Annotated in this window: 15 protein-coding genes; 1 reads left to right on the forward strand and 14 read right to left on the reverse strand. The window is 59.9% G+C overall.

Annotated features, from left to right (window positions below; all coding sequences use genetic code 11):
* The first annotated feature begins 97 nt into the window (after positions 1-97).
* Positions 98-1,510, forward strand: a complete 1,413-nt coding sequence (locus tag HEP89_RS25990) for a metallophosphoesterase (protein ID WP_168693364.1) — start codon at positions 98-100, stop codon at positions 1,508-1,510.
* Between the two features lie 57 nt (positions 1,511-1,567).
* On the opposite strand, the gene ugpC is transcribed toward HEP89_RS25990, so the two are convergent.
* From ugpC to HEP89_RS26060, 14 genes are all read right to left on the reverse strand, one after another.
* Positions 1,568-2,629, reverse strand: coding sequence for a sn-glycerol-3-phosphate ABC transporter ATP-binding protein UgpC (gene ugpC, locus HEP89_RS25995; RefSeq protein ID WP_168693366.1), 1,062 nt, complete (start codon positions 2,627-2,629; stop codon positions 1,568-1,570).
* Positions 2,630-2,641: 12 nt separating this feature from the next.
* Entirely contained in the window at positions 2,642-3,484 is an 843-nt protein-coding gene (locus HEP89_RS26000) for a carbohydrate ABC transporter permease (protein WP_022997643.1), read from the reverse strand.
* A 9-nt stretch (positions 3,485-3,493) separates the two neighbouring features.
* Complete coding sequence (locus tag HEP89_RS26005; RefSeq protein WP_228148102.1) at positions 3,494-4,357, reverse strand: sugar ABC transporter permease; 864 nt, start codon at positions 4,355-4,357, stop codon at positions 3,494-3,496.
* Between the two features lie 65 nt (positions 4,358-4,422).
* The gene (locus HEP89_RS26010; RefSeq protein WP_168693368.1) at positions 4,423-5,679 is read right to left on the reverse strand and encodes a sugar ABC transporter substrate-binding protein; all 1,257 of its coding nucleotides are present in this window, start codon (positions 5,677-5,679) and stop codon (positions 4,423-4,425) included.
* 44 nt (positions 5,680-5,723) lie between these two features.
* Positions 5,724-6,887 (reverse strand): aminotransferase class I/II-fold pyridoxal phosphate-dependent enzyme, encoded by a 1,164-nt coding sequence (locus HEP89_RS26015; protein WP_022997646.1) that lies wholly within the window; start codon positions 6,885-6,887, stop codon positions 5,724-5,726.
* On the reverse strand, positions 6,880-7,638 hold the full coding sequence (locus HEP89_RS26020; protein ID WP_022997647.1) for an FCD domain-containing protein: 759 nt from the start codon (positions 7,636-7,638) through the stop codon (positions 6,880-6,882). Before HEP89_RS26020 ends, HEP89_RS26015 begins: the two co-directional genes overlap by 8 nt.
* A gap of 611 nt (positions 7,639-8,249) precedes the next feature.
* Positions 8,250-8,645 (reverse strand): RidA family protein, encoded by a 396-nt coding sequence (locus HEP89_RS26025; protein ID WP_168693369.1) that lies wholly within the window; start codon positions 8,643-8,645, stop codon positions 8,250-8,252.
* 100 nt (positions 8,646-8,745) lie between these two features.
* Complete coding sequence (locus HEP89_RS26030; protein WP_077290313.1) at positions 8,746-9,147, reverse strand: thioesterase family protein; 402 nt, start codon at positions 9,145-9,147, stop codon at positions 8,746-8,748.
* A 3-nt stretch (positions 9,148-9,150) separates the two neighbouring features.
* The gene (locus HEP89_RS26035; RefSeq protein WP_168693371.1) at positions 9,151-9,840 is read right to left on the reverse strand and encodes an ABC transporter ATP-binding protein; all 690 of its coding nucleotides are present in this window, start codon (positions 9,838-9,840) and stop codon (positions 9,151-9,153) included.
* Positions 9,837-10,586: an ABC transporter ATP-binding protein gene (locus tag HEP89_RS26040; protein ID WP_168693373.1), complete on the reverse strand. Its 750-nt coding sequence runs from the start codon at positions 10,584-10,586 to the stop codon at positions 9,837-9,839. Before HEP89_RS26040 ends, HEP89_RS26035 begins: the two co-directional genes overlap by 4 nt.
* Positions 10,579-11,562, reverse strand: coding sequence for a branched-chain amino acid ABC transporter permease (locus HEP89_RS26045; RefSeq protein ID WP_168693374.1), 984 nt, complete (start codon positions 11,560-11,562; stop codon positions 10,579-10,581). Before HEP89_RS26045 ends, HEP89_RS26040 begins: the two co-directional genes overlap by 8 nt.
* Positions 11,559-12,479 carry a branched-chain amino acid ABC transporter permease gene (locus HEP89_RS26050; protein WP_022997654.1) on the reverse strand — a complete coding sequence of 307 codons (921 nt, stop codon included), beginning with the start codon at positions 12,477-12,479 and terminating at the stop codon, positions 11,559-11,561. Before HEP89_RS26050 ends, HEP89_RS26045 begins: the two co-directional genes overlap by 4 nt.
* 57 nt (positions 12,480-12,536) lie before the next feature.
* Positions 12,537-13,673 (reverse strand): ABC transporter substrate-binding protein, encoded by a 1,137-nt coding sequence (locus HEP89_RS26055; RefSeq protein WP_055659142.1) that lies wholly within the window; start codon positions 13,671-13,673, stop codon positions 12,537-12,539.
* Positions 13,674-13,809: 136 nt separating this feature from the next.
* On the reverse strand, positions 13,810-15,429 hold the full coding sequence (locus HEP89_RS26060) for an AMP-binding protein (protein WP_022997656.1): 1,620 nt from the start codon (positions 15,427-15,429) through the stop codon (positions 13,810-13,812).

Raw genomic sequence — 15,429 nt, forward strand, 5'->3', positions numbered from 1 at the left:
TCAATTTTCGGAAGTGCGGTTCACATCCATTTACCGGTGCCGTGTTTGACTGTGCCAATATTCCGCAGGGAATTTTTGGCACAGCTAGGGGGCCGGAATGTTCGACAGGTTAGCCATTGCTTTTGCGACGCTTGCAGCTGCGTCCTTGCCGCTCACAGGCGCCCAGGCACAGTCCACGGAACCGGTGTTTTACCCGGGTACGAACGAGGGTCTGTTTCTGATCGTCACCGACATCCACTTCGACCCGTTCAGTGATCCGACCCTCGTGCCAGAACTGGACAAGAGCCCGGTCTCCGGGTGGACAGAAATATTCAAGGGGGCCGCCGAAAACATCAAGAGTTACGGCAATGATGCCACCTACTCGCTGATGGTCTCCGCCCTGGATGCGGCGGCAGCCCAAGGCATGACCTACGACTACGTGCTCTATACCGGCGACTACCTGAGCCACCACTTCAATGACACCTACCAGAAGACAGCGGGCGACAATCCGCAAGGCGTGACCTCGTTTGCCATCAAGACCACGCAATATGTTTCCCAGCTTCTGGGCGATACCTTCGGCGACATCCCGGTCTACGGCGTTCTGGGCAACGAAGATTCAGCCTGCGGTGACTATCAGCTCGCTCCCGACAGTGCATTTCTTGCAGGTGTCGGCGAGCAGTGGGCGAAGCTGAGCCGTCAACCGGGCGGGTTCCAGGCGTTCAAGCACGACGGTTTCTACAAGGTTACGCATCCAACGGTGCCGGATCAGGACATCATCGCCCTCAGCAACGTCTACTGGGCAAAACACTATTCGGATGCCTGCAATACCAATGGCGGCGATCCCGGAAAGGACGTCATGACCTGGCTGGATGAGCAGCTTGCCGAAACGCAGCAGGCCGGCCGCAAGGCGCAGCTACTGATGCATGTTCCACCAGGCGCCGATGCTCGCGATACGGCGCGCCATGCAGACAAGGAGACGTGTGAGGCCAGTATCCACCTCTTCTGGCAGGAGCATTACCTCACGGACTTTCTGGAGCTGATGTACAAATATGCCGGCACCGTCGACTACACGTTTTCCGGCCACACGCATATGGACGGCTTCACTGTCATCAATGATGCTTCGGGTGAACCGCTGATTGCGAACCAGATAACGGCATCGGTCAGCCCTGTCTTCGGTAACAACCCGGCCTTTGCGGTCTTTCTGTACGACAAGACCAGCGGCACGGTGAAGGACTCGGCGACCTTCTATCTGACGAACCTCGAAGCTGCCGCCGCCGGTGCAAAACCGGACTGGCAGCTCGAATATGACTATCGCTCCACCTATGCGGTTCCGGATCTTTCCGCCGCCAGCCGGGCTTCACTCGCCAAGACGCTTCAGAACGACGAGCCATTGCGCCAGCGGTTCAGCGATCTCTATGCCGTCCAATCAGCGACCCCGGAAATCGATCCTGTCAATTGGCAGGCATATGGCTGCGCGCTCGATGCCACCAGCCCGGAAGCCTACAAAGCCTGCCTCTGCAGCAGCAACTGACCGTGGACGCACTATTTAATCAGCCTGTGCAAGCGTGGGGTTGAGTTCCCCACGCACTCAGGCTGCCAGGCGTCGGCCTTCAGCATCGAACAGATGTGTCTTGTCCAGATCCAGCGCGATGCCGACCGGATCACCGGATTTCAGCGCGAAATGCCCGTGCTCGCGCACCAGGACCTGACCGATGCCCGGCACACTTGCGTGAATGTTGGTGTCCGAGCCCAGGTGCTCGACCAGTTCGGCCGTTCCGGAAATATGAGCGACGTCTTGGGCGACGATGTTGAGATGTTCCGGCCGGACCCCCAACTCCCTTGCAGCTGCTTGCCCGTTGCTCAACCCAAGGCCTAGGCTGGCGCCGTTCTTCAGTGAAACGCCACCTTCCTTCGGTTCGATATCGAGGATGTTCATGGTCGGAGACCCGATGAACTGGGCAACGAACTTGTTGGCAGGGGTGTCGTAGAGCTCCAGAGGCGTGCCCACCTGCTGGATGTCGCCCGCATTCAGGACCACGATCCTGTCGGCCAGCGTCAGGGCTTCCACCTGGTCGTGGGTCACATAAATCATCGTCGACTTCAGACGCTGGTGCAGCCGAGCGATTTCCAATCGCATTTCGACACGCAGTGCCGCATCGAGATTGGATAGCGGCTCATCGAACAGGAAGGCGCTTGGATCACGGACGATTGCTCGGCCCATGGCGACACGCTGGCGCTGCCCGCCTGAAAGCTGCTTGGGCAGGCGTGCTGTCAGATTGCTCAGGCCAAGTGTCCTGGCAGCTTCCTGCACCTTGCTTACACGCTCCTCGTTGGCCGCTTTGCGGATTTCCAGCGAGAAGCCCATGTTCCGCGCCACATCCATATGCGGATAAAGCGCATAGGACTGGAAAACCATGGCCATGTCACGATCACGGGGCGGCACTTCGTTCATGCGTTTGCCGTCTACCGTGAAGTCGCCTCCGGAAATCGGTTCCAGGCCGGCGATCATGCGCAGCAGCGTAGACTTGCCGCAGCCGGACGGGCCGACCAGTACGATGAATTCGCCATCATCGATGGCGAGGTTGATATCGCGCATCACCTCGACGGAGCCATAGGCCTTGGCGATGTTCTTGAGTTCGATACGAGCCATGGTCTGGGTCTCCTACCCCTTGACGGCGCCAGAGGTAAGCCCCTGGACCAGATAGCGCTGGATGAAGATGAAGAACAGACAGGACGGCACCAGTGCGAGCACGCCGGCGGCCATCATCTGCCCCCAGTCGACAGAGAACTTCGAAACGAAAGTCAGAAGCCCGACGGGGAAGGTCATTGTGTCGTTGGAGTTGATCAGCATGAGTGCGAAGAGCAGCTCGCTCCAGGCGGCGGTAAAGACGAAGCCTAGTGTCGCCCCAAGCCCCGGAAGCGTCAGCGGCAGAATGATTTTCCTGAGCGCTTCGAAGCGGCTGCAACCGTCAATCATGCCGGCCTCCTCCAGATCCTTCGGAATGCCGTCAAAGAAGGACTGCATCAGGAAGGTGGCGAAGGGAATGTTGAAGGCCGTGTAGACGATGATCAGGCTGGTAAGCGAGTTCAGCAGGCCGATCGCTGCAACGATCTTGTAGATCGGGGCAATGATCATCAGAAGCGGAAACATCTGGGTGATCAGCATCAGGGCGATGATCAGCCGTTTGCCGCGAAAATCGAACCGCGAGAAAGCATATCCGGCAGCCGCCGCAATCGCCGTGGTGATGGCCGCGGTGCCAATGGACACGATCACACTGTTCTTGAAATAGGACAGGAAATCCGTTGCGATCAGGACAGTCTGGAAATTCTCGAAGGTAAACTCGCTCGGAAAGAGCGCCGTCCCTTCCGTGAAGATCAGCTTGTCCGGCGTGATCGCGATCTTGACGAGCCAGTAGAGCGGGAAAAGCGCAAAGGCGACGTAAAACGCCAGAGCCAGATATTTTCCCGTGACCGCCAGAGGCGAGCTATTACGAAGCGCACTCATCGAAGCACCTCAGATCTTGACCAGTTTCCGGCGCAGCACCAGCAGGATTGCCGCATAGATCAGCAGCAGACCCAGGAGCGCGACCGCGATTGCGGAGGCATAGCCGAAATCGAGTTTCCGGAAGGCTGTTGTGAAAATGTAGGTCGACAGGATCTGCGTCGAGTTTGCAGGTCCGCCGCCGGTCATGACGAAGATGAGATCGGCGAAATTCGCGATCCAGATCGTCCTCAGCATGACGGTGATCGCGATCATCGGTGCCAGGAACGGCAGCGTGATCTTGGTGAAGGTCTGCCAGGCGGTCGCGCCATCAATTTCCGCAGCCTCGTAAAGTTCGCCCGGGATGGACTGCAGCGCAGCCAGCAGCGTGATGGCGAAGAAGGGAATGCCAAACCAGACGTTTGCGGTCACAGGTCCCCACATAGCCAGGTCCTTGTCACCCAGGATGTTGAACGGCTCCGAAAGGATCCCGAGAGCGGCCAGCCAGTGCGGCAGTGGTCCGATGGTCGGGTTGAAGAGCCAGGCCCAGGTGAGAGCCGACAGGAACGTCGGTACGGCCCAGGGCAGAAAGACCAGTGCCTGAACAATGCGCTTGCCGTGGAACTGTGTGTTCAGCAGCATCGCGAGGCCAAGTCCCAGGAAGAACTGGAAGAAAATCGACCCGAGCGTCCACCAGAACGTGTTGGTGAGCGCCAGCCAGAACTTCCGGTCAGACCACAGGGCCTCGAAGTTGGCGAAGCCAACCCAGCCCGACTGGAACGGGCGCAGCAGGTTGACGGCCTGGAAGGCATAGGAAACGCCGATCACCAGCGGCACCAGCATCACCAGGGCAATCAGCACGATTGCCGGGGTCAGGTAGAGATAAGGCTCCACCATGTAACGGAAGTAGAAGGTGGGCCGAGCCCGGGATTTTTTCCCGGGCACGGCAGTGTCGATCGTGGTCATTGCGCGGCTTTCCAGCGGCCATATTCTTCCGTCAGGAACTCGGCCCATTTGTCGGCCACTTCCTGAGCAGAGATTTCACCCAGAAGGGCTTCCTGGCTGGATTCCAGGGCGATGGAGTCCGCGAAGTACCCGAACTGCTCCAGATAGGTCGGCATGACCGTCGGGATGTACTGGTCGCCGTTCAGGGTGTCGAACCAGCCCTTGAACTGCTCGGTCTTGAAGTACGGATCCTGCTCTGCACCTTCATGGATCGGAATGACGCCAACGCGCTTTGCCCATTCCTTGTTGGTTTCCGGGCTGGACAGATGCGCAATCAGCTTCCAGGAAAGGTCTTCGTTGCTGGTCGTCTCGAACATCGCCCAACCGGCGAACCCGATGGTCGGGAAGGCCTTGCCGGCCGGACCGACAGGCATCGGAACCACAGCGAAGTCTTCCGGCGCCATACGCTCGGCAACCGCGATCAGCGCATCCGGGTCCTGATCGAGGAACGCACAGGTTCCCGAATAGAAGCCGGCCACGATCTCGTTGAAGCCCCAGCTGACGGAATCCTTCGGGGCATAGCCGTTCTGGTACATGTCGATCAGGAACTGGATGCCTTCGACGGAACCCGGCTGGTTGAGCGTGCTCTTGCCATCCGCGTCAAAGAAGGTGTTGTCCCCGTTCATGGTGGCGGCCATCATGATCCAGCCGTTGAGCCCTCCAGGTCCGCCCCGGAGACAATATCCGTATTTTCCGTCCAGTTCGGAAACGGCCTTGGCCGCATCCATGAATTCCGCCATCGTGCTCGGCGGATTTTCAACACCGGCTTCCGCCAGCAGCTTCTTGTTGTAGAACATGGCGCGCAGATAGAAGCCGTAGGGGATCATCCGTGCCGTCTTGCCGTCGGTCTGGCGGCCCATGTCCAGGGTTTTCTGGGTCAGCGTGCCACCATATTCCCAACCGGCGATCTTGTCGTTCAGATCGACCAGCCTGTCCTTGTAGATGCCCGCCCAACGGTCCGGCATTTCAACGACATCTGGAATGTCGCCACCGGCCACCATGGTTGCCAGCTTTTCAAAGGCCTGGCCCCAGGGCAGCGAGACGATTTCAACTTCCGTGCCCGGGTTGGCAGCCTCGAAGGCGTCCACTTGCTTCTGCAGTACTTCCGTGCGCTCCGGGCTGGTGATCACTTCCACCAGCTTCAGGGTTTCCGCGCTCGCTGCCGAGCCTGCCAGAAACGCCAATGCGCTAATTGCTCCTATCAGTCCCCTCATGGTTCAACTCCGCTTCTTTCAGGTTTGGTTTGAATTGCGCCGTCTTATGTCCGGGCGCTTTTGCTCAGGGCCGCCTCGAAGTCGGCCCAAAGATCGTTGGGGTCTTCCAACCCCAGGCTGAGGCGTACGATCCGGTCGGACACGCCAAAGCGTTGCATTGAATTCTGCTCGCCCGCCTGGTTGAGGCCGATGCGTGTCGGCAGGATCAGGCTTTCGAAACCACCCCAGCTGACACCAAGGCGGAACAGCTTCAGACTGTCGGCAAGGTTCGGGATGTCGACGTTGTCGTTCAGCGCGACGGACAACAGGCCCGAGCGGCCGGTCAGACCGGGCACGATGTTCGGACCGGGCGAATGCACAGCGCTGACATGCGGGTGGCTCGCCAGCCGGTCAACAAACAGGTTCGCGGTCGCCTGATGCTGGCGCATGCGCGGGCCGAGGGTGCGCAGTCCCCGGGTCAGCAGAAAAGCCTCGAATGGCGCAAGCTTGCCGCCGAGCAGCGGCAGGGTCAGGTCCCGGATCCGGTCGATCAGGTCCTGGCGAGCCACCACCACGCCGGCAACCGTATCGGAATGGCCGGACAGGTACTTGGAGGCAGAATGCAGAACGATGTCGATGCCGAGGGTCAGTGGACGCTGGAAAAGCGGTGTTGCCCAGGAGTTGTCGATTACGGTGATCGTGCCGTGCTTTTTCGCATGTGAGGCGACAAGTCCGAGATCCAGCGTCTTGAAGACGACTGAGGTCGGGCTTTCCAGATAGGCGAGCTTCACGCCCTTGAGCAGATCCGGATCCGACTGGAACTCCTCAATTGAATGATAGGTAACCCCGACGCCAAACGGGCGCAGCATACGCTCGAACAGGCGATAGGCATCCGGATAGACATGTTCGATGCAGGCAATGCGGTCACCCGGCTTGACGAAGGCAAGAACGGTGGAGGAGACCGCTGCCATGCCGGACGCAAAACCGACAGCAGCTTCGCCCTCTTCCGCCTGGGCCATCAGCTTTTCAAAGGCAGCCACAGTGGGGTTCTGAACCCGTGTATAGAGCGGCTCGTTGGAGCGGCCCGCCATCCGGTCTTCGAAGGCCTTGTAGTTGTCGAAGGTGAAGAGAGACGTCTGCACGATCGGCGGCGCCACAGCGCCTCCTGTCTCGGCAGCAGCCGCCAGCAGCGTCTCGATCGAATATCCACCCGGCACAGCGTCAGCCATCGTGTTCCTCTGAAATTTTCTGGGTTTCGGCACAGACCATATCGATGATCATCTCGGTCAGTTCCGCTGCCTTGTCCTCGTCACCGGCGATGATCGCGTCGGCAAGCGGGCGGTGCAGCGGGATGGTGTCCTGGCCGAGATGCGGCTTGCCGAACGGTGTTTCGTAAATGTCGTGAAAGGCTTTCTGGATCTGTTCGATGAACTGCCTGAACAGGGGATTGCCGGTCGCATCGTGAACGGCGTTGTGAAACCGATGGTCGGCCGGGCGCCAGTCTTCACCGGCTTCGAACACAGCCATCAGTTCCGCCGCCCGGGCATTGATGATGCGGCGCTGTTCCGGCGTTGCGGATCTCGTTGCGATGCGCACCGACTCGATTTCCAGAGGCCGTCGAACCTGCTGCATTCGCAACAGGCTCTCGGCTTCATGTTTGATGGTGAGGGCCACGCGCAGTGTATTGGTTGATATTTCCGCGATGAGCCTTGTGCCGGCTCCTTTGTTGCGGCTGACGACGCCCATGCTTTCCCAGGTCTTGAGCGTCTCGCGAATGGTCGACCTGCCAAAGCCGAGACGGCGCACAAGCTCCAGTTCCGGCGGCAGACGATCCCCGATCTTGAGGCCTTCCTGCTCGATGAGGCTGATCAGGGCTCGCGGCACATCCCGCGGCTCACTCGCTGCTGCAGACCCCGTTTCCGGTTTCGGCTGTTGTGCATTTTCCGGCATGGACAGATGTCGACCTTCTTTGTTTGCCATCTCACGTTACCACTTTGTCTGACATTGTAAACACTTTGTCTGACATAATTTTCAGGCAAAGCGCTATCCCGTTTAAACAATTGTTTTATTGAGTGAATTTCACACTCTCGCGAAGAACACCAGCCACCGCAGCTCCACGCCTCTCACCACAATCACCCTCACCATCGTCATCCCGGCCAAGCAACGCGCGAGCCGGGATCGGAGAGCCGCTGGCAGCGGCGGCAAGTCCTCCTGCCCTATCGACTGGCCCCGGTTCCCCGGTCCCGGATCTGCGCTGCGCTCCGTCCGGGAAGACGAAATCTAGGTGGGAGATTATCCAAAGGGCAGCCAGCTGAGCTGCCCCACCGCTTCTCACAACTATCAAACTCACCGCCGTCATCCCGGCCAAGCAACGCGCGAGCCGGGATCGGGGAGCCGCTGGCGACGGCGGTGGCCCGCCTCCTATCGACAGGCCTCAGCTTCCCCGTTCCAGGATCTGCGCTGCGCTCCGTCCGGGAGGACGAAATCGAGGTGGGAGATTGTCCCGAAGACGGCCTGTCGCGGAGGCTGTAAACAAAAGCCCGGCACGAGGTGCCGGGCTGCTGATGGTTCCAACAGGACTGTTTTGAGGGTCAGCCGACCTGGGCGGTTGCCTCGATTTCGATCAATGCATCGTCCTCGATGAGGCCAGCCACCACGACGACCGACATGGCCGGGAAATGCCGCCCCATCACCCGGCGGTAGGCTTCACCGACTTCTCTCTGCCGGGCAAGATATTCGCGTTTGTCCGTAATGAACCATGTCAGGCGGGCGATATCGGTCATGGCTCCACCGGCGGCCTCGACGATAGCCACAATGTTGGCGAGCGTCTGTTCCATCTGGCCGACGAAGTCACTGGTTTCAAAGACCTGGTCCTTGTTCCAGCCGATCTGGCCGCCGATATGGAGCGTCTTGCCCTCCGTCAACATGCCGTTTGCATAGCCTTTTGCCGGGGCCCAGCCGTCGGGTTGAATGCTTTTGACCGTCATTGATCCTGACTTTCCTTGTCTTCCGGATCAGCTGAAAATCAATCCGACTGGATTGAACTCTCAAGGCTGATCGCTCCCTACCTGTTGAACCGGTCGGCGCTCAAGCGAGTGCCAACTGGTCCAGAAATCGTTGTTTTACCTGTTCCGGCCATGGCTCCGGTTTGCCGCTGCTGTCCACGTTGACGATGGTCAGCTCGGTCTGGAAACGCGCCTCGCCTTCGCATTGCGCGCTGATTGCGATGCCACAACTGGTCCGGCCAACCTTGGTCACGTTCAAGCCGAGCACCAGAAGATCGCCCAGTTTGCTCGGAGCCATGAAACGCGTACGGATTTCCGCAGTCGGTACGGCTCCCACCTTGTGAATGTCCTTGAACGGCCATTCGACGACCTTGTCGAAAAAGGCTTCGACACAATCGTTCATCATCTCGAAATAGCGGGGATAGAAGACAATCCCCGCCGGATCGCAATGCTTGAACAAGATGGGTTGCTCGAACCGGAACATCACTCAAACTCCGATATACTTGGCAGTGACGTCGTCGGTCAGAGCATCAATACCGCCAGTCCAGACGGATGTGCCGCGCTCCAGGATAGTCGCCCGGTCGCAAACCTGGCGCAGTTCCTTGATCGACTTGTCGATGACGAGGATCGAGAGCCCCGATTCCGCCTTCAACTGACGGATCACGGCCCAGATTTCCTGGCGGATGACAGGGGCCAGACCTTCGGTCGCTTCGTCCAGGATCAGCAGCTTCGGGTTGGTCATCAGGGCTCGGCCAATGGCGAGCATCTGCTGTTCGCCACCCGACAGCGAGCCCGCCCGCTGGCCGCGCCGTTCACCAAGCCGCGGAAACATGCCGATGACGCGTTCGAAGGTCCAGTCGCCGCGCCGAGCCGCCGCGATCAGGTTTTCCTGAACGCTCAAGGTGCTGAAACAGCGACGCCCTTCCGGAACAAGGCCCAGTCCCAACCGGGCAGCCTTGTGGCTCGGCAGGCGGGCAAGGTCATGACCGGCAAATGTCAGCGAGCCTTGCGCGGAGAGCATCCGGCAAATGCATTTGACTGTGGTCGACTTGCCCATGCCGTTGCGGCCGAGCAGTGCCAGCACTTCGCCCTCGCCGATTTCCAGATCCACGCCGAAAAGTGCCTGGCTGGCGCCATAGGAGGCCGTCACGTTGGACAGTGTCAGAAGACTGCTCATGCTTCGTCTCCCAGGTAAGCTTCCTTGACGGCGGCGTTGGACCGAATTTCATCGACCGTGCCGGTGGCAATCACCTCGCCGTACACCAGCACACTGATACGGTCTGCCAACGAGAAGACCGCGTCCATGTCGTGTTCGACGAGAAGGATCGGCGCTTCGTGCCGGAGCTGATCGAGAAAACCGGTAAGCAGCTTCGAGCCTTCAGAGCCCATGCCTGCCATGGGTTCATCCATGACAAGCGCCTTTGGTTTCTGCGTCAGAGCAACGGCCACTTCCAGCTGACGGCGCTGACCGTGACTGAGCTCCGCCGTGCGCATGCGAGCCTGGTCCAACAGGCCGACACGGGCGAGCGCTTCTTCGGCGGTTTCACGCAAGGAGGTTTCCCTGGTCACGTCGGAGAAGAACCTCCAGGGCCGACCGCTGGCGCCCAGTGCCCCGAGCAGAACGTTCTGGAGAACCGTATCTTCCATGGCCAGCGAGGAGATCTGGAAGGTACGCCCGAGGCCGGCACGCGCGCGGGCGCGTGTCGGCTGATGCGTCACGTCCTTGCCCAGCAGGCGAACCGACCCGGCATCAGGCCGCAGTGTTCCGCAAATCTGCCCGATCAGGGTGGACTTGCCGGCACCATTGGGACCGATGATCGCGTGGATCTCGCCAGGCTTCAGGTCGATGGAGATGTCACGGCTGGCTCGCAAGGCACCAAAGCTCTTGGAAATGCCGTTTGTTTGCAGGACAGCATCAGTCATGAACAGCCTCCCGTCCGCAAATCATGCCGATCACACCGCCCTTGCCGAAGAGCACGATGACCAGAAGCAACAGCCCCAGGTAGATGTGCCAGAAGTCGCTCAAGGCTCCGAGCCAGTGCTCCAGCGCAACAAAGACCAGCGCGCCGACCACAGGCCCGAAAAGCCGTCCGACCCCACCGATTATGATGAAGATCATGATCTCGCCACTGGTCTGCCAGCTGAACATCGTCGGACTGACGAAACGGTTGAGGTCCGCAAACAGCGCCCCCGCAAGACCCGTGATGGCGCCGGACACAACGAAGGCAACGAGCTTCAGTCGCACAGGGTCCAGTCCCGCGGTCTCCACACGAACGGGAACCTGCCGGGCAGCATTGAGAGCAAGGCCAAAGGGAGACCCCGACAGCCGCCATGCAAACAGCAGCACAAGGCACAAAAGCCCCAGGCAAAGCCCGTAGAACTGGATTGGGTCCAGCGTATTGAGCCCCGGAAACCCGTTGCGGACATAGATCGACAGTCCGTCCTCTCCGCCATATTCCGCCCAGGAAATGGCAAAGAAGAAGAACATCTGGCCAAAGGCCAGCGTGATCATGATGAAGTAGACCCCTGCCGTTCTCAAGGACAGGATCCCGATCACCAGCGCAGCCAGGGAAGACACCACGACGGCCACAAGCCAGATCACCGGCATGGACTTCGTGCCTTCGATCAGGAATGGCCACTCGGTGAGCGCGGTATAGTTCTGGGCATGGTAGGCGAGGATACCCATGGCATAACCGCCGAGGCCGAAGAAGACCGCGTGACCGAGACTGACCAGCCCGCCAAGGCCGAGCGCAATGTTGAGGCCAACGGCGGCGATGGCAAAGACGACAGCACGCGTCATCAGGGTGATGGTGAAGGGTTCATCCGCCGAGATCGCCCAAAAAGGGATCGCGACGAAGAGCGCCAGCGTCAGCGCATTGAGATAGCGTTCCCGGATCATGCGCGCGCTCCGAACAGACCGGCAGGACGCAGGATCAGCACCGCAGCCATGAGGATATAGATCGCCATGGAGGCGAGCGAGGATCCGACGGACGTGGCTGTCGACGGATCGAGGAACAGTTTCAGGATCTCCGGCAGGAAGATGCCGCCGAGCGTATCGGTCAATCCGACCAGGATAGCGCCCACAAGCGCCCCCTTGATGGAGCCGATGCCGCCGATGACGATGACGACGAAAGCCAGGATCAACACCGGTTCCCCCATGCCGACCTGCACCGACTGGATGGCACCGACCAGGGCGCCCGCAAGTCCTGCCAGAGCAGCGCCAAGCGCGAACACGATGGTGTAGAGCCGTGCAATGTCGATGCCGAGGGCCGCGATCATCTCGCGGTCATTTTCCCCTGCCCTGATCTGCACACCGAGACGCGTTCTGGAAATCAGCATCCAGAGACCGAGCGCAACGGCAAGGCCGACGGCTATCAGCGTCAGCCGGTAGAGAGGATATTCGATACCGCCCGGCAACGTGACCGGGCCGGACAGGAATTCCGGCACGTCGAGAAACAGCGGAAAGGAACCGAAGATCCAGCGCGTTCCTTCGGAGAAGATCAGGATTAGCGCAAATGTCGCCAGCACCTGATCCAGATGATCCTTGGCGTAAAGCCGGCGGATGACCACCAACTCGACCAAGGCGCCCGCGATGGCAGCACCGGCAAGTGCCGCCACGAGGCCCAGCAGAAACGATCCGGTTGCAGCCGCAACAGCCGCCGCGCAGAACGCCCCGATCATGTAAAGCGAACCATGGGCAAGGTTGATCAAACCCATGACGCCGAAGATCAAGGTCAGCCCGGCGGCCATCAGAAACAGCATGATGCCGAATTGCAGGCCGTTCAGAACCTGCTCTATGAGCAATATCAGTGACATGAGTACCCCGCCCCTTTGGCCGGCGCGGTTTCCCGCACCGGCTTTTGGGTCAATACCTTACATGTTGCACTCGGACCAGTAGGCATCCGCATGGCTGGTCAAGGCCTTGCCGATGATCTTGTTGGTGTAGACGTCACCTTCCTTGATGACTTCGCGGACGTAGATGTCCTGGATCGGGTGATGGTTCGGACCGAACTTGAAGCCACCACGAGTGGAAGCGAAATCAGCTTCTTCTAGCGCCGCGCGGAACGCATCAGCATCCTTCACGTCCGCCTTGGCCATGGCCGACAGCAGCAGATTGGCGGTATCGAAGCCCTGCGAAGCGTAAAGCGACGGCAGGCGGCCGTACTCGGCCTGGAAGCTCTCAACAAAGGCCTTGTTGGCCGGGGAGTCGATGTCCTTGCTCCACTGGCTGGTGTTCTTGACACCGAGCGCCGCATCGCCAACGGCCTGCAGAATGCCCTGATCGAAGGAGAAAGCAGGTCCGATGACCGGCAGGTCGACACCGGAGTCCTTGTACTGCTTCAGGAAGGAGATCCCCATGCCGCCCGGCAGGAAGAAATAGACACTGTCTGCACCGGAAGCACGGATCTGCGCGATTTCAGCCGCGTAGTCGGTCTGACCCAGCTTGGTGTAGATTTCGCCCGCGAACTCGCCCTTGTACATGCGCTTGTAGCCGGTCAGCGCGTCCTTGCCAGCCGGGTAGTTCGGCGCAAGCAGGAAGCTGTTCTTCAAGCCTTCGAAATTGGCATAGGCGCCGGCAGCTTCATGCAGGTTGTCGTTCTGCCAGGCGACGTTGAAATAGTTCGGGTGGCAGCCCTTGCCGGCCAGTGCGGACGGGCCTGCGTTCGGCGACAGGTAGAACTTGCCCTGCGCGGTTGCTGACGGCACCACGGCCATGGCGAGGTTCGACCAGATGATACCGGTCAGGACGTCCACCTTTTCCGACTGGATCATCTTGTCGGCCAGCTGCACGGCGATGTCCGGCTTCTGCTGATCGTCCTCGATCACCACTTCCAGATCCGTGTTGCCGGCCTGTTTAACAGCCAGCATGAAGCCATCGCGCACATCGATGCCAAGGCCTGCACCACCACCAGACAGAGTGGTAATCATGCCGACCTTCACCGGTTCCGCGTTGGCGCTGGAAAGGCCGAGTGCGAGAGCGGCTGCGGCCGCCATTGTTACAAATTTCATATGCTGCTCCTCTTGGTCTTGTGACCTGCTATTCCCATTCGGTTTTTTAGTTTGGACCGCCGTACTTCGTTATTGCGGCACGGTCAGCAAGGGGCTTGTCGTTTTAGTGTCCCGCGTGCCCCACGCGAGGGTCTGGTCAGGCGTCCGGACGCAGCCGGAAGCGCTGGATCTTGCCGGTTTCTGTTTTCGGCAAGGCGTCCGCAAAGATGATCGAGCGTGGATACTTGTAAGGCGCGATCGTCGCTTTAACGTGATCTTTCAATGCCTTGGAAAGGTCGTCTGAGGCTTCGTGCCCAGCAGCAAGAACCACATGGGCCTGCACGATGGAGCCGCGCTCCTCATCCGGCGCACCGATGACGGCACATTCCTGGACAGCAGGGTGCGCAAGCAGTGCCGCTTCCACTTCCGGGCCTGCAATGTTGTAGCCGGCGGAGATGATCATGTCGTCATTGCGGGCGGCAAAGTGCAGATGGCCGTCCTCGCTCATGGAAAAGCTGTCACCGGTGATGTTCCAGCCATCGATCACGTATTGCCCCTGGCGATCGTCCGCCAGATAGCGACATCCGGTGGGACCGCGCACTGCAAGACGCCCCACTTCACCTGGAGCGACGTCCTTGCCGTCCTGATCGAGGATCCTGACTTCGTATCCGGAAACGGGTTTTCCGGTGCAGGCAGGCTTGTGGTCGTCGAAGCGGTTCGAAATGAAGATATGCAACATCTCCGTAGCGCCGATCCCGTCCAGCATGGGCTTGCCGGTCTTGGCCATCCAGGCGTCATAAACGGGACCCGGTAGAGTTTCACCGGCGGAGACCGCGGCGCGCAGCGAGGAAAGGTCAGCCCCCTCCTCCATGGCCTGCAGCATCACGCGATAGGCGGTCGGTGCAGTGAAGCAGACGGTCGCCTTATATTTCTCGATGATCTCGATCATGTTCGGCGGCGTCGCGCTTTCCAGTAGCGTGGCTGCTGCGCCGAACCGCAGTGGGAAGATTGCAAGCCCCCCAAGACCGAAAGTGAAGGCCAAGGGTGGTGAGCCGACGAAGACATCGTCCGGTGTGACACCCAGAACTTCCTTGGCATAGCCGTCGGCAATGATCAGCAAATCCCGGTGGAAGTGCATCGTGGCCTTGGGCGTGCCAGTGGAGCCGGACGTGAAGCCCAGCAGGGCGACGTCATCGCGTCCGGTCGGGACAGCGTCATAGAGCACGGATTTTTCCAGCGCGAGCCGGTCCAGCTCCGCGTCATGGTTTGACGTGCCGTCGAAGCCAATCACCTTCTTCAGGAAGGATGATGTCTTGGCACAGGCGACCATCTCGTCCATGAGACGCGTGTCGCACAGTGCGAACTCGATTTCCGCCTTGTCGACGATCTTGGAAAGTTCGCCCGCGCGCAGCATGGGCATCGTGTTGACGACAACGGCACCGGCCTTGGTTGCGGCGAGCCAGCAGGCGACCATTGCCGGGTTGTTGGCGGAACGGATAAGCACCCGGTTACCCGGCTTCACACCAAGATCTTCGGTGAGTGCATGCGCCAGCCGGTTGGTCCAGTCCGCAAGTTCCTTGTAGGTTCGGCGGCGGCCATTCCCGATCAGGGCGGTGTGATCCCCCAGTCCCTGTTCCACCATCCTGTCGGTAAGCTCAACGCCTGCATTGAGACGTTCGGGATACTGAAACCCATCGAGCAGGAAATCGGGCCAGCTGTCTTCCGGCGGCAGGTTGTCCCGGGTAAAGGTATCGACGTGTGCGGAGGGACCAAGCAT

Source organism: Labrenzia sp. 5N, from assembly GCF_012395805.1.
In the GTDB taxonomy this organism is placed as follows: Bacteria; Pseudomonadota; Alphaproteobacteria; order Rhizobiales; family Stappiaceae; genus Roseibium; species Roseibium algicola.

Coding starts and splice junctions, on each gene's coding strand:
- HEP89_RS25990 (WP_168693364.1), top strand. CDS start 98: ATGTTCGACAGGTTAGCCATTGCTTTTGCGACGCTTGCAGCTGCGTCC.
- ugpC (WP_168693366.1), bottom strand. CDS start 2,629: ATGGCTCGTATCGAACTCAAGAACATCGCCAAGGCCTATGGCTCCGTC.
- HEP89_RS26000 (WP_022997643.1), bottom strand. CDS start 3,484: ATGAGTGCGCTTCGTAATAGCTCGCCTCTGGCGGTCACGGGAAAATAT.
- HEP89_RS26005 (WP_228148102.1), bottom strand. CDS start 4,357: ATGGTGGAGCCTTATCTCTACCTGACCCCGGCAATCGTGCTGATTGCC.
- HEP89_RS26010 (WP_168693368.1), bottom strand. CDS start 5,679: ATGAGGGGACTGATAGGAGCAATTAGCGCATTGGCGTTTCTGGCAGGC.
- HEP89_RS26015 (WP_022997646.1), bottom strand. CDS start 6,887: ATGGCTGACGCTGTGCCGGGTGGATATTCGATCGAGACGCTGCTGGCG.
- HEP89_RS26020 (WP_022997647.1), bottom strand. CDS start 7,638: ATGGCAAACAAAGAAGGTCGACATCTGTCCATGCCGGAAAATGCACAA.
- HEP89_RS26025 (WP_168693369.1), bottom strand. CDS start 8,645: ATGACGGTCAAAAGCATTCAACCCGACGGCTGGGCCCCGGCAAAAGGC.
- HEP89_RS26030 (WP_077290313.1), bottom strand. CDS start 9,147: ATGTTCCGGTTCGAGCAACCCATCTTGTTCAAGCATTGCGATCCGGCG.
- HEP89_RS26035 (WP_168693371.1), bottom strand. CDS start 9,840: ATGAGCAGTCTTCTGACACTGTCCAACGTGACGGCCTCCTATGGCGCC.
- HEP89_RS26040 (WP_168693373.1), bottom strand. CDS start 10,586: ATGACTGATGCTGTCCTGCAAACAAACGGCATTTCCAAGAGCTTTGGT.
- HEP89_RS26045 (WP_168693374.1), bottom strand. CDS start 11,562: ATGATCCGGGAACGCTATCTCAATGCGCTGACGCTGGCGCTCTTCGTC.
- HEP89_RS26050 (WP_022997654.1), bottom strand. CDS start 12,479: ATGTCACTGATATTGCTCATAGAGCAGGTTCTGAACGGCCTGCAATTC.
- HEP89_RS26055 (WP_055659142.1), bottom strand. CDS start 13,673: ATGAAATTTGTAACAATGGCGGCCGCAGCCGCTCTCGCACTCGGCCTT.
- HEP89_RS26060 (WP_022997656.1), bottom strand. CDS start 15,429: ATGCTTGGTCCCTCCGCACACGTCGATACCTTTACCCGGGACAACCTG.